Origin of the sequence: Pseudoalteromonas sp. SR41-1, assembly GCF_014164015.1 — a bacterium.
GTDB classification, from domain to species: Bacteria; Pseudomonadota; Gammaproteobacteria; order Enterobacterales; family Alteromonadaceae; genus Pseudoalteromonas; species Pseudoalteromonas distincta.
The window spans coordinates 18,727-37,072 of record NZ_JACJEK010000024.1 but is presented as its reverse complement, the minus strand read 5'-3'; the positions used below and the strand labels follow the sequence as shown (position 1 = coordinate 37,072).

Below are 18,346 nucleotides of genomic sequence, written 5' to 3'. Positions count from 1 at the left end.
AACAATCCTGAAAGTTACGACAAGCAATTACAAGGACGTAATTACTGTTAATTTTTGAGTGTGTATACAATATAGGAATTCACATAACAATGCAATTGATAACAGTTATCGTTTACATTGCTTTGTTTGAGTGGTAGGATTTCGCCGAAATTAAATATGTACCTTAAATTAACAATAGTTAAGTGCTTAATAAAAACTACGGAGTAACCATGAGTAAGCCATCGAATAAAGGAAATGCGTACGTGAAGCCAATTGCAGCGGTTGTTACAGCTACGCTTTCAACTTGGGCAAGTGCACAGGATGTTCAAGAACTATCGGTAACCAAAGCAGAAACTAAAACTGAGTCTAGTTATGTTGTAGAAAAATCAACGTCGCATAAATACACTCAACCGCTACTCGATACAGCTAAAACGGTAACAGTAATCAACCAAGCGGTAATGAAAGACAGAAACGTAGATAGTCTACGTGATGCTTTGCGTAATGTTTCAGGTATTTCTTTAGCAGCAGGTGAGGGTGGCTCACCTACTGGCGATAGCATGTCGATTCGTGGTTTTAGTGCAACAAATGATATTTTTGTTGATGGTATTCGCGATGTTGCAGGTTACACACGTGATATTTACAACATTGAAGCCGTTGAAGTTGCAAAAGGCCCAGGCTCTGCAGTTTCTGGTCGTGGCGCAACAGGTGGTAGTGTTAATTTAGAAAGTAAAAAGGCGAAGTTAGACAACTTTAACGACGTTTCGCTACGTTTAGGTACAGAAAACGATTACCGTGGTCGTTTTGATACTAACATTCAAGTAAACGACACAAGCGCACTACGTATTAATCTTCTTACTGATAAAGGTGATGTTGCAGGTCGCGATCATGTTGAAAACGAAACAAATGCTGTTGCGTTTGCATTTGCAACAGGGCTTGGTACAAACAGCCGTTTTGATTTAAACCTAGAGTATCAACGCCAAGACAATTTACCAGATTATGGTATTCCTTGGGTTTACAGTGATACGCCAGTAGCTGAACTTGCAGATAGTGCACGCTCACCTTCTCCTGTCGACTTTGATAACTTTTACGGTAATATTTACCGTGATTACGAAGATATTGAAGCCTACTCAACAACAGCTCGTTATGAGTATGATTTTTCTCAAAATACTACGTTACGTGTGCAAGGTCGTTTAGGTAAAGTTAAGCGTGAATCAGTAACAACTGCACCGCGTTATTTCTCGGTTACAACAGACACTGACATTACCTTTGCAGATGAAAAAACACGTGATACTGAAAATTCACTTGCTGCACTTCAAGTTGATTTAATTGGTAACTATGAATTTGCTGGCTTTACTCACGACGTAGTAGTGGGTGTTGAACTTGCAAATGAAACGTTTACACGCCATAACTTTGTTGCAACTACGCCTGATAACCTGATTGAAGATGGAATACGCAATGACTTATACAACCCTGATGCAACAATTGCATTTACGGGTGTGTACGGCCGTGACGGTACAAGCATTGAAGCTAAAGCTAAAAACCAAGCTATTTATGCATTTGATACAGTGACGCTTAACAAGCAATGGGAAGTTACAGGTGGAATTCGCTTTGATAGCTTCACTACGGATTATCACAACGATTACAATGATCCAAGCGCTTTAATTTCTACAAGTGACGATTTATTTAGCTGGAATGCAGCTGTAGTTTATAAACCTACAGAAAATGGCAGTGTGTATTTAGGCGCAGGTAATTCATTTAATCCATCGGCGGAAAGCCTAACGGTATCTACGCGTTCAAATGCAGCTGATTTAGACGCAGAAGAAAGCCGTAGTTATGAATTAGGAACTAAATGGAGCCTAATGGATGGCCGCCTGCAAACTAATGCTGCACTTTTCCGTACTGAAAAAACCAATGCCCGTACTGATGACCCATTTGCAGATAGCTCAAGTGACGAAATACTTGGTGGTGAACAGCGCGTTCAAGGTTTAGAGCTTTCAGCAACGGGCCTAATTACTAAAGAGTGGACTGTAATTGCTTCATACACTTACCAAGATAGCGAAGTAACAGAAGCATTAGGCGACGACGCAACTCAAATCGGTAACGAGCTTGCACGTACGCCTAAAAATAGCGCGAGTGTTTGGACTACGTACGATATGTCGGATAAGTTATCGTTTGGTTTAGGTGCGCAGTATGTAGGTGAGCGTTACAACGGCACTACGTCAACACGCTCTCGTGCGCCAGGTTATACTATTTTTGACCTGATGGTTGCGTATGACATATCAAAAGATTTGAGCCTGCAGCTTAATGGTGAAAACCTAGGTGATAAAGATTACGTTGATCAGTTAGGTGGTGGACACTTTGTACCAGGTGATGGTCGTAAGTTTAGTTTAACAGCGAGCTACTCTTTTTAATTTTAAAACAAATTAAAAAATAAAAGTAAGCATAAGGGCAGGCCTATTACCTGCCCTTAATTATTTGATGAAAATGTGAGAGGGCGCACATGATAGTTAAAATTCCAGAGCTATTAACGAAAGAAGAAGTGGCGTATTGCCATGAGGTTTTGCTTAAAGCACAGTGGGCCGATGGCAGTATTACCGCAGGCCATCAATCAACCAAAGCAAAAAATAACTTACAGCTACCTGAAAATAGTCCTGAATGCCAAGAGCTTGGCGATATTATTATGGCAGCACTTGCGCGTAGTAATTTGTTTATGTCGGCAGCGCTTCCTGCAAAAATTTTTCCTCCGTTATTTAATTGCTATCAAGGCGGGCAATCGTTTGGTGTGCATGTAGATAATGCAATTAGACAAGTGCCGGGTACGCCAGTAAAAATTCGTACAGATGTATCAATGACGTTATTTATTAATGACCCTGAAGACTATGAGGGCGGTGAACTTGTTATTGAAGACACTTATGGCTCACACAGTGTAAAGCTGCCCGCAGGCAGTATGGTGTTATACCCTTCAACGAGTTTACATCGTGTAATGCCTGTAACGAGTGGGCGCAGATTAGCCTCATTTTTTTGGCTGCAAAGCATGGTAAACAGCGACGAAAAACGTGGTTTGTTATTTGATTTAGATATGTCGATTCAAAGTTTGCGCAGCAAAGTAGAAGATAGCCCAGAGATTATTCAATTAACAGGTGTGTACCATAACTTACTAAGACAGTGGGCACAGACATAACGAAGATACTCGTTATTAAATACTGGATATAAGTATTTAAATATAAGTAATTAAAAGCTGCGCTTTTCGCGTGAGCAAGCTCAACGCCTACAGCCAAAACTTAACGCTGTGGTTAAATTACTTGTAGACAGCCAGCTCGCTGGCGTGACGAGCGAAGCTCGTAATTTATATGCTTTGGTGTCTTCTCATTTACTCCTCTTTTAGTTCTCTTTGTAAATAAGATTTTAAGTGATTTATTCACAAAGAGGTTAAGAGGTCGCTGCGCTTTAGAAAAGTCAAAAGTAGGTAACAATCAGTTTTAAATAATTAAAAACTGCGCTTTTCGCGTGAGCAAGCTTCACGCCTACAGCCAAAATTTAACGCTGTGGTTAAATTACTTGTAGACGGCCAGCTTGCTAGCGTGACGAGCGAAGCTCGTAATTTATATGCTTTGATGTCTTCTCATTTACTCCTCTTTTAGTTCTCTTTGTAAATAAGATTTTAAGTGATTTATTCACAAAGAGGTTAAGAGGGCGCTGCGCTTTAGAGAGCCAAAAGTAGGTAACAATCAGTTTGAATATTAAAAGCTACGCTTTTCGCGTGAGCAAGCTCTACTCCTACGACGCAGCCACAAATTGAATTCGGTGTTTAAGATACTCGGTATGCGCGGCTCGATACCGCGCACTTATTTTAAGGGCGAAGCTTGTTTTAATTAACCTTTATAACCATTTGGGTTATTTGACTGCCAGCGCCAGGTATCTTGCATCATTTCATCAATACCGCGCACTGCTTCCCAACCTAGCTCTTTAAGGGCTTTTTCAGGTGCCGCGTAACATGCGGCAATATCACCAGGGCGGCGAGGTGAAACCTGATAGGGTACAGCCTGATCGCTTGCTTTAATGAATGCATTAACCATTTGTAGTACAGAGTAACCATTACCAGTACCTAGGTTATAAACTAATGCACCCGTACTGCTGGCTATTTTATCAAGCGCTTTTAAGTGGCCAATCGCTAAATCTACAACATGTATATAGTCGCGCACACCGGTGCCATCAACTGTGTCGTAGTCATCACCAAATACAGCGAGTTGCTTTAATTTACCTACCGCAACTTGTGCGATAAAAGGTAAAAGGTTGTTTGGAATACCATTAGGATCTTCACCAATTAAGCCCGACTCATGTGCACCCACTGGATTAAAGTAACGCAAAATAGCAAACGCAAAGCGCTCATCTGATTTAGCGATATCTTGTAGCATCATTTCAACCATTAGCTTTGACGTACCGTATGGGTTGGTAGTGCCGCCTACAGGGAAATCTTCTTTGATTGGTAAGCTTGCTGGGTCGCCGTAAACCGTGGCTGACGAGCTAAATACCAATTTAAATACACCTGCGTCGCGCATCGCATCAACAAGTGTAAGCGTACCTTGAACGTTGTTTTGATAGTACTCAACTGGCTTTGCAACCGACTCGCCTACTGATTTTAAACCCGCAAAATGTATAACACTATCAACCGTGTGTTTTGCAAATACAGAATCTAAAAAGGGTTTATCGAGAATATCGCCTTGGTAAAAAGTGGCTTCTTTACCTGTTATATTTTTTACGCGCGCAAGTGATTCTTGTGATGAGTTACTTAAATTATCAATAACAACAACATCGTTACCTTGCTGTAAAAGTTCTAAAACAGTGTGCGAGCCAATATAGCCTGCGCCACCGGTTACTAAAATAGTCATGAAAGCTCCGTGGGTACCTTTTATCAATTAAGTTAATTTCACCATAAATAGAGGTGATTTACATGTTTTATCTGTAATTTATATGATTTTAATCGTATTTTTTTGATATCAGCACATTAAATACTTTTGATTACATTTTGTGCAAAACAAGTAACACTTGATTCGTAAGATTAAGTTATAGTTAATAAACAAGTGCTAAAATAGCTTTAGTAATAACTAATGCTAGGTTTACTCCAATCCACACTTTTGTGATTGGTTACCTCTTTGGAGAAAGATATGAATTTAGTTAAAAAAATAGCAACAACAATGTGTATCGCATTACCTGCGCTTGCCCATGCTGGTGAGTCTGTTGTTAAATGGAATGACTTTAATGATTATCGTGATGTGCGAGCGTCTAACCAAGCTAAGGGCTCGTATCACAAAAGTATTGCGGCAAGTTTTGAAAAACATATGTCTAAATTAGCTGAGCAACTACCAAAAGATTATAAGTTAAACGTAGAGTTTACTGATTTAGATTTAGCGGGAGATGTGCGTTATGGTGGTATGGAGGAAATTCGTGTAGTAAAACCAATATACTTTCCACGCATTAAGCTTAATTATTCGTTAACCGATAACGACGGTACAGTGCTTAGTAAAGATACTGATGTGGAGCTCAAAGATATGGGCTTTATGGATAAAATCAAAATGGGCCGCGAAGAATCATTATATTACGAAAAACGCTTATTAACAGAGTGGTTTGGTGAGCAAATATTACCAAGTTTAGATTAACTTAAAATAAAAATGCCGCTAAATAGCGGCATTTTTGCTTTTTAATCTTTACTTAAAAGTAGCTAACAGCGTGAGTATTTGTTGTAACTTAATAACGGTTGTTTTAAGTTTTTCTTCATCAAAACCATCGTTAGATAAGCTTTCAACGTCAGCGGCTACGTCAAGAACATACGGCTTAAAGCGTTTAGCTTCAAAGCTAAAACCAGCATCTTGTGCAAATAAGGCTTTAAATTTGCCATGGCCTTGCTGTTGTAGTTCATCGAGTTTTTTGTCGGCATCAAGCGCCTGACGATAAACAATTTTTAAATTAGTATTGAGTTGTTCAATAATTGAATCCATGGTTTTCCTAAAGCTTTGTACTGCATGGCCGACATAATACTTGGATTACATTTAAAAGTCAGGTTTGTTATATGAATATATCAGGCACAAGTTTACCCGCTGTTTCTGGCTCAGGCCAAGGCAGTGAGCTTTATAGCGCTGCTTTATCTAAAAAGCAGCAACTAGCAGATGGCGCAGCAGCACTTGCACTTATTGAAGGTGCTGCACAATCGTCAAGTGCGCAAACACCGGCTAAATCGGTAACAGCATCATTGGGTAACAACGTAAATATATACGTTTAAATGCTGTTTTAAATTAGCTTAAGATCGATAGGTGTTTTACTTTTTTGACCACCTATTTCTCTAACTAATTTAGGCACTAAAAATCCAGGCAGGGCTTTTAATAGCTCTGCCATTATTTTTATAGCGTCTTCTTCGTTAATATCAAAGTGGCTGGCCCCTTCAACTTTATCGAGCAAATACAAATAATACGGTAATACGTCTGCGTCAAATAACGCTTCGCTTAAATTTATTTGCGCATCGAGCGTATCATTCACATCTTTTAAAATTACAGCTTGGTTTAAAAGCGTTACGTTTGCTTGTTTAAGCTTTTGCATGGCTGCTTTAAAGTCAGCGTCTATTTCGTTGGCGTGGTTTATGTGATTAATAAAAATAATTTTTAATGGCGATTTTGCTAATCGCTCACATAGCTCATCGGTTACTCGCGCCGGTATAACTACTGGTAAACGGCTATGAATTCGCATTCGTTTAATTTGTGGTAATTGCTCAAGCTCATCTAAAAACCAACTTATTGCATCGTCTTTGGCCATCAGCGGATCGCCACCACTTAAAATCACTTCGTTTATATTGGCATCAGATTTTATGTAGCTTAGTGTTTCAAGCAGGCTTTTTTTATTAAGTTGGTTTTCTTGATACGGAAAATGCCTTCTAAAGCAGTAACGACAATTGACTGCACAGCCGGTTTTAAACATTACTAAAACACGCGATTTATACTTATGTAAAAGGCCGGGTTGTTCGTTATCTTGCTCAAGTAGGGGATCTTTATTAAAACCCGACTTAGTTAAAAATTCTTGATGGCGTGGCATGACTTGCAATAAAAGAGGATCGTTTGGATCGCCTTTGCGTATTTTTTTTATAAAAGGGATAGGCACGCGTACCGGAAATAAACTGCGGGCTTTTAGGTCGTTTTCATGGACTTGGCTCGATAAACCGACCATTTCAAGCAAGGTTTTTGGGCAGGTAACTACATTTGCTAATTCTTTTTGCCAGTTTTTATGCAAATTTGCTTCATTTCTTTGTATCATTGGCATGTAGATTACTCGAAAAAATATAAATAGAGGAAACGATGGCGAATTATAGCACCAACGAGTTCAAGGGCGGCCTAAAAATTATGATGGACGGCGAGCCTTGCAGTATCTTAGAAAATGAAATGGTAAAACCTGGTAAAGGCCAGGCGTTCAACCGTGTTCGTATCCGTAAACTTATCTCTGGTAAGGTGCTTGAAAAAACCTTTAAATCGGGTGAATCAGTTGAAGGTGCTGATGTAATGGATACAGATTTAGCGTATCTATACACAGACGGCGAATTTTGGCATTTCATGAACAACGAAACATTTGAGCAAATTGCCGCTGACGAAAAAGCACTAGGCGATGCAGTTAAATGGTTAGTTGAAAATGATTTATGTACAATTACATTATGGAACGGCAGCCCTATTGCTGTTACACCACCAAACTTTGTTGAGCTTGAGATCACTGAAACAGATCCTGGCCTTAAGGGTGATACAGCGGGTACTGGTGGTAAACCAGCAACGCTTAGCACAGGCGCTGTAGTACGAGTTCCATTATTTGTACAAATTGGCGAAGTAATTAAAGTAGACACTCGTAACGGTGAATACGTAAGCCGTGTTAAGTAAGCTTTAACATTGTTTATAAAATCCCAGCTTAAGCTGGGATTTTTTTTGGAGAAAATATGTCAGCAGATCTTTGGGCCCCAAGCGCAAGCATTGAAACACTAAAACAACGTGCAGCGATATTACGTAACATTCGTGAGTTTTTTTATACGCGTAATGTAATGGAAGTAGAAACGCCGAGCTTAAGTGCTGCCAGTGTAACCGATGTGCACTTGGCCAGTTTTAACACCACATTTGTAGGTCCAGGGCACGCAGGTGGGCTCCCTCTTTTTTTACAAACATCTCCAGAGTTTGCTATGAAACGCTTGTTAGCAGCAGGCTCAGGCGCTATTTTTCAGCTTTGTAAAGCATTTAGAAATGAAGAAGCGGGTAGCCATCACAATCCCGAATTTACAATGCTTGAATGGTATCGCCCAGGCTTTGATGAGTTTGCACTTATGGATGAAATGGATGAACTAATGCGGCTTGTTTTAGATGTTGAGCCGGCAACAAGGCTTACTTATCAGCAAGCGTTTGAACAAGCACTTGGGCTCGATCCGCTAACAGCGAACATAGAGCAATTAAAGCAACTAGCGTGTGAGCATGGATTTGCTGATATAGCCCAAAATGAAACGCATAAAGATACCTTACTGCAATTATTATTTTGTATGAAAGTGGAGCCCACAATAGGACAAGATAAGCCATGTTTTGTGTATCACTTTCCAGCTTCTCAAGCGGCACTTGCACAAATTTGTGAACACGATACACGCGTAGCAGGGCGCTTTGAGCTTTATTATAAAAATATGGAATTGGCGAATGGCTTTAACGAACTCACAAATGCCAGCGAGCAAGCTAAACGTTTTAATGAAGATAACGCATACCGCGCTGAAAACGGTTTAAAGCAAGTGCCAATGGATACGCGTTTAATTAAAGCGCTGGAGCATGGATTACCTCAGTGCGCAGGGGTGGCTTTGGGTATAGATAGGCTTGTAATGCTCGCAACAAATAAAGAGAAAATTAAAGACGTAATCGCGTTTGATGTGCAAAGAGCGTGATGCTTGGCTTGTAGGCGTAGGTGGAAAACCTGTCGGTGCGAATTTATTTCGCGCTCATGTAAATTAACTTTATAAATAAGCGAGGTATAAAACCTCACCTACAATAAACATCAACCCCAACAACCTACGGCAAACTTGTAGGTGCGAATTTATTTCGCGCTCATGTAATTTAACTTTATAAATAAGCGAGGTATAAAACCTCACTTACAAATAAAAACACCGCGTTTAATTTAAACGCGGTGTTTTTATTGCTTGCTGTAGCTTTCATTTGAAAGCCAACGGCTATGCTTTACAGATTAAGTGTAAACGTAACACCTGCTACGCGAGGCTCACCTAATTGTGTATAGGTATGCGTTGCGTAACCATCTTGTGGATCGTTACCAAATTCAAAACCACGTGTAGGGACTGTTTCGTCAAACACGTTACGAGCCCATGCGCGAACTGCCCACATGTCTGCTTCGTAGCCAAAGCTTAAGTTAACTAAGTTGCTACTTGGTGCCTGTGAGTTATGACTATCTGAGAAGTAGTAATCGTCCTTACCTTCAATACCAACCATGCCGTAAAATGCGTTAGTAAAGTTGTAACGTGCAGTAAACGCATACTGGTATTTAGGTGACTGTGCTTGTTCGCGACCGTCTTGGTTTAAGCCTGATTGTGTTACAAAGTCGTCAATTTCAGTGTTTAAGTAACCAGCACTACCTGTTAAAAATAGATTATCAGTTAGTTGGTAACTACCTTCAACTTCAAGTCCGTAGTTGCTACCAGAACTTGCGTTATCAACATAACCGGTAAATTGCTGACCTTCTACTTGCCATGCTTTTAACTGAATATCGTCGCGGTGCATGTAAAATGCTGCTAAGCGAAGTGTAAATTTGTCATCAAGCGATGAACCTTTAACACCAAATTCGCCACTCCATAAATATTCAGGGTCAAAACTGGTGTGCTGTTGGAAAAAATCAGCGCTTAGGTTTAAGCCTTCATCTTTGGCTTTAGCAAGCGCTTCTGAGTTAATACCACCGGCTTTGTAGCCACGCGTAATGCTGGTGTAGATCATAGTGCGATCAATTACTTGATATTCAAGCGCTATTTTACCGCCAACCATTACATCGTCAGTATCTTGTATAAAGCCATTGCTATCAGTGTAGTCGCCTTGGTATTGCTCTACACGTAAACCTGTAATTAATGTTGTTTTAGGACCAATTGGTGTCGCTACTTGACCATATACTGCAACGTTACTCGTTTCGTAAGTTGAAGAGAACGGGCTTGCTAACCATGTGTACTGGCGCTCTAAATCAACATCACGGTTTTGGTAATAAATACCCGCAACCCAGTTACCTGTTTTAGAATTAAATTGTAAATCTACAGATTGGTCATCGCGATCGCGACTGTAAAGATCGGTGGAGCTGTATCCATCTGGATGTAAGCCAGCAGCACATAACTTTGGCTCACTTGTATCGTTACATACCCAGTCTTCGTCAAAGCTATAAAGCAACTCGGTATCAATAGCCGACAGGTTTAAATTTACATCAAAAGCGTCAAAACCCGTGTAAGTATTATTAACGCCTATAGCGTAGCTTTGTTGATTATCTTGTCCTGGTTCATCGGCAACACTATTGCGGCTGTTATCAAGCGTAAACGCATCATAGCCGTTGTTTATATCAATATAGTGCAGGTTTAGCTCAGTATTTAAATGCTTTGTAAGCTGGCTGTTTAATTTAAAACGGGCTACTTGTTCGTCTTGATTTTGTGTTTCGTCATTTAAGTACAGGTTATCTACGTAACCGTCTGACTTTCTACGAAAGTAGCTAACGCGTGCGCTAGTGTCATCTGTTAAGCCTGTGCTTGCTGCAATACCTGCTTCGCGGGTGTTGTATGTGCCAGCACCTACTTGTAATTTTAAGCTTGGATCGCTTGTGGCTTTAGCTGAACCCATTTGGATCATACCGGCCATACCGTCTGCGCCAAAGCGTGTACCTTGTGGCCCACGATAAATTTCTACTTGGTCTATATCAAATAATAATGAACTGCCACCAAGGCCAGAATAGTTAATACCATCAATAACTAAGCCTACAGATGGATTAATAGGGTCTACAAATTGTGAACGAAGTCCCACGCCACGAATTTGAATATAACGACCGCGCGACGCACCAGATGCAAAATTTACATTGGCGGTACTGCCTAACATTTCGTCTAAGTAACTTGCACCACGTTGATTAATTTCATCTTCGCTGAATAAGCTCGCACTCGCACTTAAAGTTTGAATGCTTTCGCGCTGAAAATCGCCAGTTACAACAATTCTTTCTAGGTCGCTATCATCAGCGTTAGCTGCAATTGGTGCACCAAGCAGCGGTAAAAGTGCGGCAGTAATTAAAGACAAACGTAAGTTCATTGGGTTACTTAACTCCATTTTAGGGACTCGTATGGTAGCAATTATTTAAACACATGTGCTATAAACGCGGCAATTATACGTTAAATAATCAGGATTACTAATATGACCTTTAAAGTTGACTTCAAGGTACGTGATTACGAATGTGACTTACAAGGTATTGTTAACAACAGCGTCTATTTTAATTATTTAGAGCATGCTCGACATGAGTTCTTGTACGCACACGGTATTGATTTTGCTCAGTTAGCAAAAGATAAAATTAACCTAGTCGTGATGCGCAGCGAAATGGACTATAAACATTCACTATTACCAGGTGATGAATTTTATGTGGCTGTAGAGCCGCAGCGTATTAGTCGTTTAAAATTTGCCTTTAAGCAAACGGTTATACGTAAAAGCGATGAAAAAGTAATGCTCAATGCACTGGTTATAGGAACGTCTGTTAATGAAAAAGGTAGGCCATTTTTACCAGAGCAAATAGATAACGTATTTAAAACTACAACTTAGTACTTAATCGCATAACTTTTGAACTATCATAGAACAAAAATTTACATTTAAAACATGCATTTTTAACGGATAAAGGGCATAAATATTGTTACAATTACATTAATTAGACAATTAGTTAGTAGTAGCATGAAATTAGCAGCAATACCGATGCTTATAGTCGGTTTATGTGTTGGTTGCGCATCAACAGGGACGGTTACCAGTGAGCAGCTTAAATACACCCAATGGCAATTATCACGTGTTGATGGTTTAGCAATTCCACCTTCGTTTAATGCATCAATGAGCTTTATTGAAGCACTGCAAGTAAACGGTTTTGCTGGCTGTAACAAATTTTTTGGTGAAGGCTCGCTTGAAGAAAGTAACCTTACCGTAAGTAAATTAGGAATGACGCGCAAGTCATGCGGCGAAGACCTTGATGAGTTTGAGCAGCAGTTATTACAAGCCTTAAAGCAAGGTGCAGAGCTTAAAATGCAAGACCAGCAATTAGTCATGCAAGGCGAGCAAACATTTGTGTTTATCCCTAAATAATTTTAAGTTTTTGAAAAACAGCCCCTTGCGGGCAGTTTTTAACTGACGTACACTCAGCGCAGATTTGTTGAATAATATCTTCGAATCGACGAACAAAATTTATATATCAATACTTGTCGGAGTGCCAAAGCTAAGTAATTAGTTTTTGGCTGAGATCGCGAAAGCGGGATCCGTGAACCTGATCAGGTTAATACCTGCGTAGGGAACAAGCTGCCTAAAATGGGACGCTTGTGCGTCTTTTTTTATGCGCACAATAAAGTGATTTATTTTTTAGGCTGCAAAGTAGCATGTACGCTACTTTACGATCTTTCTCTATTCCTCGGAATATCTGACAAGACAACCCTTAAGCAATGAGGCAAGTCATGTCAAATACTACAAATAAAGCGTCACGCCGAGAAACTCGTGCTGCCGCGTCTGAATATATTTATAACTTAACGGGTCAACCGTTCCCAAATTCTCATAAAGTATACGTTGAAGGTACTCAACCAGGTGTGCGTGTTGGTATGCGTGAAATCACGTTAAGTGACACGTTTATTGGCGGCACAGATGAAAACCCTGTTTATGAGTCAAACGATCCGCTTCGTGTTTACGATACGTCGGGCCCGTATACCGATCCTAATTTTAAACTAGACGTGCGCAAAGGCTTACCAAAATTTCGTGAACAATGGATTGAAAACCGTGGTGACACCGAAATTTTAGAATCAGTGACGTCGCAGTTTTCGCAGCAGCGCATGGCAGATGAAGGGTTGGATCATATTCGCTTTGATCACCTTCCAAAAATTCGCCGTGGTGTCGCTGGTAAAAACGTAACGCAAATGCACTACGCACGCCAAGGGATTATTACCCCTGAAATGGAATACGTAGCTGTTCGTGAAAATATGGGGCGTGCAGAAATCCGTAAAGAATTACTTGCCGCGCAGCATAAAGGCGAGTCGTTTGGTGCGAGTATTCCTGAATTTATTACCCCAGAATTTGTACGCGACGAAATAGCCCGCGGTCGCGCTATTTTACCAAATAATATAAACCATCCAGAAACAGAGCCTATGATTGTAGGTCGTAACTTTTTAGTAAAAGTTAATGCCAACATTGGTAACTCATCGGTTAGCTCATCTATTGAAGAAGAAGTAGAAAAAATGGTGTGGTCTACCCGCTGGGGCGCAGACACCGTGATGGACTTATCAACGGGGCGTTACATTCACGAAACGCGCGAATGGGTTGTACGTAACTCGCCTGTACCTATTGGCACAGTACCGATTTATCAAGCGCTTGAAAAAGTAAATGGTGTGGCTGAGGATTTAACGTGGGAGATTTTCCGCGATACGCTTATAGAGCAAGCCGAGCAGGGTGTTGATTACTTTACTATTCATGCGGGTGTACTGCTTCGCTACGTACCAATGACGGCTAAACGTGTAACCGGTATTGTGTCGCGCGGTGGCTCAATTATGGCTAAGTGGTGTTTAGCGCATCACAAAGAAAACTTTTTATACACGCACTTTGAAGACATTTGCGAAATTTTAAAACAATACGATGTGTGTTTTTCATTAGGTGATGGTCTTCGCCCAGGCTCGATTGCTGATGCCAACGATGAAGCGCAGTTTAGTGAGCTGCGCACATTAGGTGAACTGACTAAAATTGCGTGGAAACACGACGTACAAGTATTTATTGAAGGCCCAGGGCATGTGCCAATGCACATGATTAAAGCCAATATGGATGAGCAATTAAAGCATTGCGACGAAGCGCCATTTTACACTTTAGGCCCGTTAACGACCGATATTGCACCAGGGTACGATCATATCACCTCTGGTATTGGGGCGGCCCAAATAGCATGGTACGGCTGTGCAATGCTTTGTTATGTAACACCTAAAGAGCATTTAGGCCTGCCAAATAAAGAAGATGTAAAAGAAGGCTTAATTACCTACAAAATTGCAGCGCACGCCGCCGATTTAGCAAAGGGGCACCCAGGCGCGCAAGAGCGCGATAACGCGCTATCAAAAGCACGTTTTGAGTTTAGATGGCATGATCAATTTAATATTGGTTTAGATCCAGAGCGTGCTCGTGAGTATCACGACGAAACCCTGCCGCAAGAATCAGGCAAAGTGGCTCACTTTTGCTCTATGTGTGGCCCTAAATTTTGCTCTATGAAAATTAGCCAAGAAGTACGCGATTACGCTAAAGATTTAGAAACACGCGGTATTGATCCAAATGACGCTGGCGAGGCTATTGAAATAAAAATGATTGATGTAGAAGCCGAGATGAAAGCTAAATCTGCCCAGTTTAAGCAAACAGGCTCAGAAATTTACCACAAAGCGGTATAGGAATAAGTTAGATACAGATGTAGGTGAGGTTTTATACCTCGCTTCTTTAAACATTGAAGAAGTGCGAGTGAGTTCGCACCTACTAATAACTGCTTTTGGAGGTTTTATGTTTTATAACATTGCTGTGGTGGGTTTTGGTTTAGCAGGGCGCTTAGCTGCCCTTGAGCTAAGTAAGTTGCATCATGTAACGGTGTTTGAAGCAGACGATGAGCAAACCCCAAATAGCGCCGGTAAAGTGGCAGCAGCCATGCTGGCACCGCTGGCTGAGTCGGTATTGTGTGAGGCTGATTTAGCTTTAATGGGGCTTGATTCAATGAAGCGCTGGCCAGAAATAGTGAGTGAACTTGAGGGGGATGTGTTTTTTCAGCAGCAAGGTACATTGGTCGTTGCGCATCAGCAAGATAAGGGCGATCTACAAAGCTTTACTCAGAGAATAAAGCCCATAGCAGGGCACAGCGCTCAGGCATTAAATGCTCAGCAAATAGCGCAGTTAGAGCCAGAGCTTGCTAATCGGTTTAACCAAGGTCTATTTTTACCCTGCGAGGGGCAAATAGATAACCAAGCCTTTTATAAAGCAAGTTTTACCATGCTCAACAAGCGCAAAGTTAAGTGTGTGTTTAACCAGCGCGTAACCATTAAAAACGGCGAAATAAATAATCGGCCATTTGACTATATTATAGATTGTCGTGGGCTTGGTGCTAAAAGCGATAAACCGCTTAGAGGTGTGCGCGGTGAAGTAGCAAGACTATATGCACCTGAAGTAAATTTAACGCGACCTGTGCGTTTAATGCATCCGCGTTACCCAATTTATATAGCGCCTAAACCTAATCATGAATATGTAATTGGTGCGACCGAAATAGAATCGCAAGATAGCGGCGCCGCAACAGTGCGCTCAACTCTTGAGTTACTTTCAGCGGCTTATACCGTACACAGCGGATTTGCCGAAGCACGACTACTTAATATTCAAACCGGATTACGCCCTGCATTTAGCGATAACCGCCCAGAAGTATCACAAGTTGGCAATGTAATTAGCATTAACGGCTTATATCGTCATGGTTATATGCTGGCACCGGCATTAGTGGCGCAAGTAGCTTCACGAATAGAGTGAGAATAAAATGAACATTACAATTAATGGCGAGCTACTTAATGTTAATAGCAAAGCGCTCGTCGAGGTACTTCAAAGTTTTGGTGCAGTTGCGCCTTTTGCTGTGGCTGTTAATGGCGAATTTATTCCACAAAGTCGGCACAGTAACTATGTACTTAATGAAGGCGACAGTGTTGAGTTGCTGTCACCCATTCAAGGCGGATAAAGCTCATGCAAACTAAAGACTGTTTAACTATTTATGGTGAGCAAGTAAATAGCCGTTTATTAATAGGCTCTGCGCTTTATCCGTCGCCTGATATTATGACCCAATCGATAGTCGCCTCTGGTGCTGAAATTGTTACCGTGTCGCTTAGGCGCCAACAAAGTGCAGCAGCCGGTGATGACTTTTGGCGGTTAATAAAAAATACAGGCTTAAAAATACTGCCTAATACCGCCGGGTGCCACAGTGTTAAAGAAGCCATAACGCTTGCAAAAATGTGCCGAGAGGTATTTGCCACCGACTGGATTAAGCTGGAGCTGATTGGCGATGATTACAATTTACAGCCTGACCCTTTTGCGTTACTTGAAGCCACAAAAATATTAATTAATGATGGCTTTAAAGTATTGCCTTATTGCACCGATGACTTAGTACTTTGCCAGCGCTTAAATGAGCTAGGGTGTGAGGTGCTTATGCCGTGGGGGGCGCCAATAGGCACCGGTAAAGGCTTGTTAAATAGCTATAATTTAAAAACTATTCGAGAGCGTTTACCCGATACCACATTAATAGTAGATGCAGGTTTAGGTTTGCCATCGCATGCCTGCCAAGCACTCGAAATGGGGTATGATGCGGTATTATTAAATTCAGCCATTGCAGGGGCGGGCTGCCCAATTACTATGAGCCGCGCATTTAAAGCCGCAGTTGAAGCAGGGCGCTTTGCATATCAAGCAAAAGCAATGCCTGAAAAAGACGTTGCAGCCCCATCAACCCCAACAATGGGTATGCCATTTTGGCATCAGCAGTGAAGGAAAAAATATGAATAACGTAGTGTGGACAATTGCCGGATCTGATTCGGGCGGCGGTGCAGGCATTCAAGCTGATATAAAAGCAATGCAAAGTTTTGGTGTACATGGCTGCACGGCAATTACGGCGCTTACTGCACAAAATAGTTTAGGCGTAGAAGCTATTAATGCAGTGTCTACCGATATTATTGAATCGCAGTTACTTGCGCTTGAAAAAGACATGAAAGCCAAAGTAATAAAAATTGGCATGTTAGCCAATGTGCAGCAAATTCAGTTGATCAGCGAGCATATAAGCCACTATAAAGCTAAGTGGTCTGTGCCTCCCGTTATTGTATATGACCCTGTTGCTATTGCCTCAAGCGGTGACTTACTAACAGAAGAGGACACGGTAAGTGCAATAAAAGAATGTTTACTGCCGCTAGTGGATGTAATAACTCCAAACACCCACGAAACACAGTTATTAACTGGTGTGTATTTAATTGGCCCAGCTGCAATAAAAGAAGCGGCTAATAAGCTATTAAGCTGGGGGGCAAAAGCTGTTGTTATTAAAGGCGGACATTGGGATTACCCAAGTGGCTACTGCATTGATTATTGTATTGATAGTAATACACAAAATGGCGAAGAATATTGGTTAGGCAATCAAAAAATACAAACACCGCATAACCACGGCACCGGATGTAGCATGGCTTCGGTCATTGCTGCGTGTTTAGCTAAAGACTACCCATTAAAAGATGCCTTTATTTTAGCTAAAGCATATATAAACCAAGGGCTAAAACAGTCGGTACGCTATGGCGAAGGGATTGGACCGGTTGCTCATACATCGTTCCCCACTAATTTAGCTGACTACCCACAAGTAATTGAGCCAGGGAGCTGGCTGGGTGATGAATTAGATTTTGATGTGCCGCTTGATTTTAATATGGCTGCTGATTTTGCTCCATGTGAAAGTAAATCGCTTGGCTTATATGCGGTTGTAGATAGCACAGATTGGTTAGAAAAATGCTTACAACAAGGCATTAAAACAGCGCAGTTACGCGTTAAAAATAAAACGCAAGATGAGCTTGATGGGCTCATTAAGCAAGCTGTTGAGCTGAGCAAGAAATACAACGCACAGGTATTTATAAACGACTACTGGCAGTTAGCTATTAAGCACGGTGCATATGGCGTGCATTTAGGGCAAGAGGATTTAGAGATTGCCAATTTAGCGGCAATTAAAGATGCTGGGTTAAGGCTTGGGCTTTCTACTCATGGTTTTTATGAAATGCTGCGTGCGCATAATTATCGCCCTAGTTATATGGCATTTGGTGCTATTTACCCAACCACAACAAAAGATATGACAGGCCAAATACAAGGCCTTGAAAAGCTCATTAAATTTGTACCTCTTATGCAAAGCTACCCAACAGTAGCAATAGGCGGTATTGATTTAAGCCGTGCTGAACTGGTAGCTAAAACAGGCGTAGGCAGTGTTGCCGTAGTGCGTGCGATTACCGAAGCTGATAATTACGTAGAGGCTATAAGCGCTCTGCAAGTGGCCATAAGCAGTGCCAATTAAAACTAACAAGGGTAATACTATCAAGGGTAAAACTAACAAGGTTGAT

The 18,346-nt window shown here is 41.1% G+C and carries 17 protein-coding genes and 1 riboswitch; of the genes, 13 read left to right on the top strand and 4 right to left on the bottom strand.

The genetic code is table 11. From position 1 onward, the window contains the following. Window positions 1–209 precede the first annotated feature (209 nt). Complete coding sequence (locus H5118_RS18050) at window positions 210–2,390, top strand: TonB-dependent siderophore receptor (RefSeq protein WP_138488523.1); 2,181 nt, start codon at window positions 210–212, stop codon at window positions 2,388–2,390. Between the two features lie 89 nt (window positions 2,391–2,479). Next, complete coding sequence (locus H5118_RS18045; protein ID WP_002960803.1) at window positions 2,480–3,160, top strand: Fe2+-dependent dioxygenase; 681 nt, start codon at window positions 2,480–2,482, stop codon at window positions 3,158–3,160. Between the two features lie 691 nt (window positions 3,161–3,851). Here the strand turns inward: H5118_RS18045 and galE are convergent. Beyond that, entirely contained in the window at window positions 3,852–4,868 is a 1,017-nt protein-coding gene (galE, locus tag H5118_RS18040; RefSeq protein ID WP_182694742.1) for a UDP-glucose 4-epimerase GalE, read from the bottom strand. A gap of 276 nt (window positions 4,869–5,144) precedes the next feature. On the opposite strand from galE, the gene H5118_RS18035 reads away from it, so the two are divergent. Beyond that, window positions 5,145–5,636 (top strand): DUF3016 domain-containing protein, encoded by a 492-nt coding sequence (locus H5118_RS18035; protein WP_138488524.1) that lies wholly within the window; start codon window positions 5,145–5,147, stop codon window positions 5,634–5,636. A 48-nt stretch (window positions 5,637–5,684) separates the two neighbouring features. Here H5118_RS18035 and H5118_RS18030 read toward each other — a convergent pair whose 3' ends face one another. Next, window positions 5,685–5,975 carry a hypothetical protein gene (locus H5118_RS18030; protein WP_002960798.1) on the bottom strand — a complete coding sequence of 97 codons (291 nt, stop codon included), beginning with the start codon at window positions 5,973–5,975 and terminating at the stop codon, window positions 5,685–5,687. 71 nt (window positions 5,976–6,046) lie between these two features. Between H5118_RS18030 and H5118_RS18025 the strand changes: the two genes are divergently transcribed. Further along, window positions 6,047–6,256, top strand: a complete 210-nt coding sequence (locus H5118_RS18025) for a hypothetical protein (RefSeq protein ID WP_002960797.1) — start codon at window positions 6,047–6,049, stop codon at window positions 6,254–6,256. Window positions 6,257–6,264: 8 nt separating this feature from the next. Here H5118_RS18025 and epmB read toward each other — a convergent pair whose 3' ends face one another. Beyond that, window positions 6,265–7,278 (bottom strand): EF-P beta-lysylation protein EpmB, encoded by a 1,014-nt coding sequence (gene epmB / locus H5118_RS18020; RefSeq protein ID WP_182711539.1) that lies wholly within the window; start codon window positions 7,276–7,278, stop codon window positions 6,265–6,267. 41 nt (window positions 7,279–7,319) lie between these two features. Between epmB and efp the strand changes: the two genes are divergently transcribed. Together efp and epmA are read left to right on the top strand one after the other, a co-directional pair. Continuing rightward, on the top strand, window positions 7,320–7,886 hold the full coding sequence (efp, locus tag H5118_RS18015) for an elongation factor P (RefSeq protein ID WP_024596699.1): 567 nt from the start codon (window positions 7,320–7,322) through the stop codon (window positions 7,884–7,886). Window positions 7,887–7,942: 56 nt separating this feature from the next. Further along, the gene (epmA, locus tag H5118_RS18010; protein ID WP_154904265.1) at window positions 7,943–8,917 is read left to right on the top strand and encodes an elongation factor P--(R)-beta-lysine ligase; all 975 of its coding nucleotides are present in this window, start codon (window positions 7,943–7,945) and stop codon (window positions 8,915–8,917) included. A 289-nt stretch (window positions 8,918–9,206) separates the two neighbouring features. Here epmA and H5118_RS18005 read toward each other — a convergent pair whose 3' ends face one another. Continuing rightward, entirely contained in the window at window positions 9,207–11,324 is a 2,118-nt protein-coding gene (locus tag H5118_RS18005) for a TonB-dependent receptor (RefSeq protein ID WP_182749630.1), read from the bottom strand. 84 nt (window positions 11,325–11,408) lie between these two features. On the opposite strand from H5118_RS18005, the gene H5118_RS18000 reads away from it, so the two are divergent. The 7 genes from H5118_RS18000 (at window position 11,409) to thiE (ending at window position 18,300) form a co-directional block, all read left to right on the top strand. Continuing rightward, window positions 11,409–11,807 (top strand): thioesterase family protein, encoded by a 399-nt coding sequence (locus tag H5118_RS18000; protein WP_010555268.1) that lies wholly within the window; start codon window positions 11,409–11,411, stop codon window positions 11,805–11,807. A gap of 126 nt (window positions 11,808–11,933) precedes the next feature. Further along, window positions 11,934–12,332, top strand: coding sequence for an META domain-containing protein (locus H5118_RS17995; RefSeq protein WP_010555269.1), 399 nt, complete (start codon window positions 11,934–11,936; stop codon window positions 12,330–12,332). A gap of 107 nt (window positions 12,333–12,439) precedes the next feature. Then, a riboswitch (TPP riboswitch) is annotated at window positions 12,440–12,554 on the top strand. A gap of 140 nt (window positions 12,555–12,694) precedes the next feature. Then, window positions 12,695–14,647 carry a phosphomethylpyrimidine synthase ThiC gene (gene thiC / locus H5118_RS17990; protein WP_220491753.1) on the top strand — a complete coding sequence of 651 codons (1,953 nt, stop codon included), beginning with the start codon at window positions 12,695–12,697 and terminating at the stop codon, window positions 14,645–14,647. Between the two features lie 106 nt (window positions 14,648–14,753). Next, on the top strand, window positions 14,754–15,755 hold the full coding sequence (locus H5118_RS17985) for an FAD-dependent oxidoreductase (protein WP_182711410.1): 1,002 nt from the start codon (window positions 14,754–14,756) through the stop codon (window positions 15,753–15,755). 7 nt (window positions 15,756–15,762) lie between these two features. Further along, on the top strand, window positions 15,763–15,957 hold the full coding sequence (gene thiS, locus H5118_RS17980; protein ID WP_002960781.1) for a sulfur carrier protein ThiS: 195 nt from the start codon (window positions 15,763–15,765) through the stop codon (window positions 15,955–15,957). Window positions 15,958–15,962: 5 nt separating this feature from the next. Beyond that, complete coding sequence (locus H5118_RS17975) at window positions 15,963–16,754, top strand: thiazole synthase (RefSeq protein ID WP_182694737.1); 792 nt, start codon at window positions 15,963–15,965, stop codon at window positions 16,752–16,754. Between the two features lie 10 nt (window positions 16,755–16,764). After that, a complete protein-coding gene (thiE, locus tag H5118_RS17970; protein ID WP_182694736.1) occupies window positions 16,765–18,300 on the top strand; it encodes a thiamine phosphate synthase in 1,536 nt (511 codons plus the stop codon). The last annotated feature ends 46 nt before the right edge of the window (window positions 18,301–18,346 follow it).

Bases quoted from the DNA above. Each gene is read 5' to 3' on its own strand.
- H5118_RS18030 (WP_002960798.1), bottom strand. From the start codon at position 5,975: ATGGATTCAATTATTGAACAACTCAATACTAATTTAAAAATTGTTTAT.
- H5118_RS17975 (WP_182694737.1), top strand. From the start codon at position 15,963: ATGCAAACTAAAGACTGTTTAACTATTTATGGTGAGCAAGTAAATAGC.
- thiC (WP_220491753.1), top strand. From the start codon at position 12,695: ATGTCAAATACTACAAATAAAGCGTCACGCCGAGAAACTCGTGCTGCC.
- galE (WP_182694742.1), bottom strand. From the start codon at position 4,868: ATGACTATTTTAGTAACCGGTGGCGCAGGCTATATTGGCTCGCACACT.
- H5118_RS18000 (WP_010555268.1), top strand. From the start codon at position 11,409: ATGACCTTTAAAGTTGACTTCAAGGTACGTGATTACGAATGTGACTTA.
- H5118_RS18025 (WP_002960797.1), top strand. From the start codon at position 6,047: ATGAATATATCAGGCACAAGTTTACCCGCTGTTTCTGGCTCAGGCCAA.
- H5118_RS17995 (WP_010555269.1), top strand. From the start codon at position 11,934: ATGAAATTAGCAGCAATACCGATGCTTATAGTCGGTTTATGTGTTGGT.
- thiE (WP_182694736.1), top strand. From the start codon at position 16,765: ATGAATAACGTAGTGTGGACAATTGCCGGATCTGATTCGGGCGGCGGT.
- epmB (WP_182711539.1), bottom strand. From the start codon at position 7,278: ATGATACAAAGAAATGAAGCAAATTTGCATAAAAACTGGCAAAAAGAA.
- H5118_RS18005 (WP_182749630.1), bottom strand. From the start codon at position 11,324: ATGGAGTTAAGTAACCCAATGAACTTACGTTTGTCTTTAATTACTGCC.
- thiS (WP_002960781.1), top strand. From the start codon at position 15,763: ATGAACATTACAATTAATGGCGAGCTACTTAATGTTAATAGCAAAGCG.
- H5118_RS17985 (WP_182711410.1), top strand. From the start codon at position 14,754: ATGTTTTATAACATTGCTGTGGTGGGTTTTGGTTTAGCAGGGCGCTTA.
- efp (WP_024596699.1), top strand. From the start codon at position 7,320: ATGGCGAATTATAGCACCAACGAGTTCAAGGGCGGCCTAAAAATTATG.
- H5118_RS18045 (WP_002960803.1), top strand. From the start codon at position 2,480: ATGATAGTTAAAATTCCAGAGCTATTAACGAAAGAAGAAGTGGCGTAT.
- epmA (WP_154904265.1), top strand. From the start codon at position 7,943: ATGTCAGCAGATCTTTGGGCCCCAAGCGCAAGCATTGAAACACTAAAA.
- H5118_RS18035 (WP_138488524.1), top strand. From the start codon at position 5,145: ATGAATTTAGTTAAAAAAATAGCAACAACAATGTGTATCGCATTACCT.
- H5118_RS18050 (WP_138488523.1), top strand. From the start codon at position 210: ATGAGTAAGCCATCGAATAAAGGAAATGCGTACGTGAAGCCAATTGCA.